The following is a 4308-nucleotide window of genomic DNA, read 5'->3' on the forward strand; positions in this document are numbered from 1 at the left end:
CCACAAAGCCCCCCACCCCCTCCGGCTAGGCTGACCCCGTGAAGGTCCTCGTCATTGGTACCGGTGCCCGTGAGCACGCGCTGTGCCGTTCGCTGTCCCTCGACCCCGATGTCACCGCACTCCACTGCGCCCCCGGCAACGCGGGCACCGCGGAGGTGGCCGAGTCGCACTCGATCGACGCACTGGACGGCGCCGCCGTGGCCGCGCTGGCCACGCGGCTGGAGGCCGACCTCGTGGTCGTGGGGCCGGAGGCCCCGCTGGTCGCGGGTGTCGCCGACGCCGTGCGCGAGGCGGGCATCCCGGTGTTCGGCCCGTCCGGCGAGGCCGCGCAACTGGAAGGCTCCAAGGCCTTCGCCAAGGAGGTCATGGCCGGCGCCGGCGTACCGACCGCGCGCTCGTACGTCTGCACCACGGCCGAGGAGATCGACGAGGCCCTGGACGCGTTCGGCGCGCCGTACGTAGTGAAGGACGACGGCCTCGCGGCCGGCAAGGGTGTCGTCGTGACGGCGGACTTCGCGCAGGCCCGCGAGCACGCGCTCGCCTGCGGCCGGGTCGTCATCGAGGAGTTCCTCGACGGCCCCGAGGTCTCCCTCTTCGCCATCACCGACGGCGTGACCGTCGTCCCGCTCCAGCCCGCGCAGGACTTCAAGCGCGCGCTCGACGGCGACGAGGGCCCCAACACCGGTGGCATGGGCGCCTACTCGCCGCTCCCGTGGGCCGATCCGAAGCTGGTCGACGAGGTCCTGGAGACCGTCCTCCAGCCGACCGTCGACGAGATGCGGCGCCGTGGCACCCCCTTCTCCGGCCTCCTCTACGCGGGCCTGGCGATCACAAGCCGAGGCGTACGGGTGATCGAGTTCAACGCCCGGTTCGGGGACCCGGAGACCCAGGTCGTCCTCGCCCGTCTCAAGACGCCGCTGGCCGGTGTCCTGCTCGCCGCGGCCAACGGCACGCTCGGTGACATCGAGCCCCTGCGGTGGAGCGGCGACGCGGCCGTGACCGTGGTCGTGGCCTCGCACAACTACCCCGGCACGCCGCGCACCGGCGACCCCATCACCGGCCTCGACGAGGTCACCGCGCTGGACGCCCCGCACGCGTACGTCCTGCACGCCGGTACCAAGCGCGCCGGTGAGGACATCGTCAGCGCCGGCGGCCGCGTGCTCTCCGTCACGGCCACCGGCAAGGACCTCACCCAGGCCCGCGACCGCGCCTACACCGCCGTGGCCCGCATCGGCCTGGAAGGCTCCCAACACCGCTCGGACATCGCGGCGAAGGCCGCGGCCGAGGCGTGACGGCTGAGGGGTAACCCGCCGAGCCGTCACCGGCCGAGTCGTCATCGGTCAAGTCGTCATCGGTTGCGCCGTCACCTGCCGAGCCGTCACCGGCGAGCCGGGCCGTCACCGGCTGAGGGGCGCGCTCGACTGCGACCCTCACACAACCGAACACATCCACCCCCTTCGCGACATCCGCATGCGAAGCATCATCAACGGGTACGAACCCCAGGCCCCGGAATCCCTCGGAGACCTCCAGGAACCCCTGGAAGATTCTTCGGAATCCGGGGCCCAATCCTTGCCCAGCGTCATTCACCTCTCCCCAAAGCCATTCCATCGAGTGAGCGATGGTCCATCCGGCTGACGACGGCCGGGCCCCCAACTAGGGTGCGGCGCAAGCGTTCCGGCACTTGGCCCACCGGCATTGCGATGTCAGTGGTGGGTGCCACAGTGGGGGAGTGAGCAACGTCAGGGCATTCGGCGGCGACCACTTCGACGAGCAGTCGTCGCAGGTGTCGCGGCGTGCGCCGCACGGGACAGCAGGGGGTGACGTCGGGTCGTGACCGGTATGGCAGGTGGTGAGGAGGCGGGCGCGCAGGCCGCGCGCTCCCGGGCCCTCGCCGTGCTGCGGGTCCGCAGCAGGGCGCTGGCCGTGGCACTGCTGCCCGCGGCGGCCGCCGTCGTCCTGCTGGCCGGCAGATCGACCGGCCATCTGACCGGCCCGGGCTGGTCCATGGCGGGCTGGATCGTGTCCGGCATCGGCGCCGTCGTGCTCCTCGCCGCCGCCGGCATCGCGCTCGTCGTCGCCCGCGCCCGGCCCGCCGTGAGCCCTACGGTCGCGATCACCGAGCAGGCGGCCCCCGATCTCTACCGTCTGGTCCGGGACCTGGCGGACCGCCTCGACGTCCCGCCCCCCTCCGCGATAGCGCTCACCCCGGACTGCGACAGCTGGCTGGAGGACCGCACCCACCCGTCCCACAACGCGCCCGCGACCCCATCGGAGACCGCCGGGCCCGACTCGGCCGACAGGAGAACCGGCGCCGCAGGCACAGACGGGACCGCCAGGGCCGACGAGGCCGACGGGGCTGACGGGGCCGACGAGATGACGGACGTCCGCGGCTCATCGCCCGGGATGCACTCACCTCTGTACTCACCTCTGCACGCAAGTCAGAGCTCGGGTGTTCGATCGAGCCTGCGATCGGGCCTGCGGTCCGGTCTTCAGTCAGGTTCGCGATCAGGTCCGCGATCAGATGTGGAGTCCGGACTCTCCTCTCCCCGCCGGCACCGCCCACCCACCGCCCCGGTGCTCGTCATCGGCTCACCCTTCCTGTGGTGGATGCGCGTCGGGGAGCTACGAGCGGTACTGGCCCCGGTCGTTGCCGGTACGGGACCCTCGGCGCACCCGGACATAGCCGCGGCCCGCCGTTTCGTACGCGGGCTGGACGCGGCCGTGGCCGTCACCGCGTCGTCGACGCACGGCCCGCTCGTGCGGTCGGTGCTGGCCGGGGTCGGCTGGGTCACCCGGCTGCTCCTGCGCGGCTGCCGAGGGCACGCGGCGGAGATGGAGCGCGGGGTCGCCGCCGCGGCGGCCGAGCGTGCACAGGCTGTGGACTACGGTCTGCGGATCGTCGCCCAGGAGCAGGTCGGCCTGGCCTACGCGGGCTGGGACCGCCTCCTCACCCGGGTCGCGCTGCCCGCCTGGCGGATGGGGCGCTGGCCGTCCCGTCTGGACGCGGGTGTCGTCGCCGCGCTCACCGAACTGTCCCGCCGTGACCGTCTCGCCGAGGGCTTCGCCTCCCGGCTCGGCGAGCGCCCCGCCTGTGACCTGCTCGAAGAGCCCGGCACGGTCGACGAGGCCGCCTCCCTCCTCGCGGCCCGCCTCTTCCACGGCGGTCCTGCCGCGTCCGGCGCCGACTGGGCCCCGGTCGACTGGCACGAGTACCCGGACGAGGTCGTCGACCGCAAATGGCGCACCGACGCGGCCCGCCTCCACCGCGTCCTCGACACCCTGGGCGTCCGCCACACCGCGGGCGACCCGACCCCGGACCCGACAGGCCCGGCCCCCGGCGGGCCCACACTCTCCCGGGTACTGAACCACCTGACGACCCTGACGACCCTGACGCCCCTGACAAGCCCCTCCCCGGTCCCGACCGCCGGCCAGGACCCCGAAGCCGCCATGCAGCAGCGGCACCACGGACACGCCGCCGACCACGAGCCGCGTCGCACCGCAGCGCCGGGCGACGAGCCGCTGGCCCCGACCACCGTCCCCGGCAACGAGTCGCGCTCCGGACCCGCCGACGATCTCGCCTGGGCCCCCGAAGAACCCCGAGCCGACCGCCAGCATGAGCACAACCCCGCCCAGGAACCGGACCGGCACCACATATCCCATCCCGGCGACGGCGATGGCGATGGCGAAGCCGAAGGCCACAGCGACCGCTTCGACGACAGCATCGGCATCGGAGGCGCCCCCGACCTCGGTGAGGACGACGACGAACCCGGTCTCGCCAACGCCCGTTCCGCAGGCCTCGCCGCCGCGCTGACCGCCGAGTTGGCGCGGGAGGAGGCCGCGGCCCCGGCCGCCGCGTCCCCCGCAGGCGGCGGGGCCGAGGCGCAGGGGCCGGATCGGGCGCTGTGGGACGACGGGCTGCTGCCGCTGTTCCCGATGCAGCCACCCCGGACGGGCCGTGAGCTGCTGGCGGAGCACGTCACCGCGATGGTCTGCTGCGCGGCGATGGACACGGCGGGTGCGACCCCGGGTCTGGACTGGCTGGACGGCCCCTCGCTCCTGGTCGACGGCGAACGGGCGGCCGACCTCGCCCCCAGGGTCCTGACACTCGTGGAGGACGGCGACCCTGCTCCCCTCCGCGACTGGCTCCGCCGCCTCGGAGTCCGCCCGGAGAAACCGGTCCGCCTGGTCTGAACGCGGGCACGACCACCGCCCGCCGAACCGCCCAAGCCCCGGACCGAGCACCTCGCCCACGCCCTGGACCGGGCTCCGCCCAAGCCCCGGACCGAGCACCTCGCCCACCCCCCGGAC

General features: G+C 73.8%; 2 protein-coding genes. Both read left to right on the forward strand.

Features of this window, described 5'->3' with window-relative positions; all coding sequences use genetic code 11:
- The first annotated feature begins 38 nt into the window (after positions 1 to 38).
- Positions 39 to 1292 carry a phosphoribosylamine--glycine ligase gene (gene purD, locus P1P70_RS41415; RefSeq protein ID WP_319247175.1) on the forward strand — a complete coding sequence of 418 codons (1254 nt, stop codon included), beginning with the start codon at positions 39 to 41 and terminating at the stop codon, positions 1290 to 1292.
- A 547-nt stretch (positions 1293 to 1839) separates the two neighbouring features.
- Positions 1840 to 4191: a hypothetical protein gene (locus tag P1P70_RS41420; RefSeq protein WP_319247177.1), complete on the forward strand. Its 2352-nt coding sequence runs from the start codon at positions 1840 to 1842 to the stop codon at positions 4189 to 4191.
- Positions 4192 to 4308: the final 117 nt, after the last annotated feature.

This window comes from Streptomyces sp. MB09-02B (assembly GCF_033794485.1).
Classification (GTDB): Bacteria; Actinomycetota; Actinomycetes; order Streptomycetales; family Streptomycetaceae; genus Streptomyces.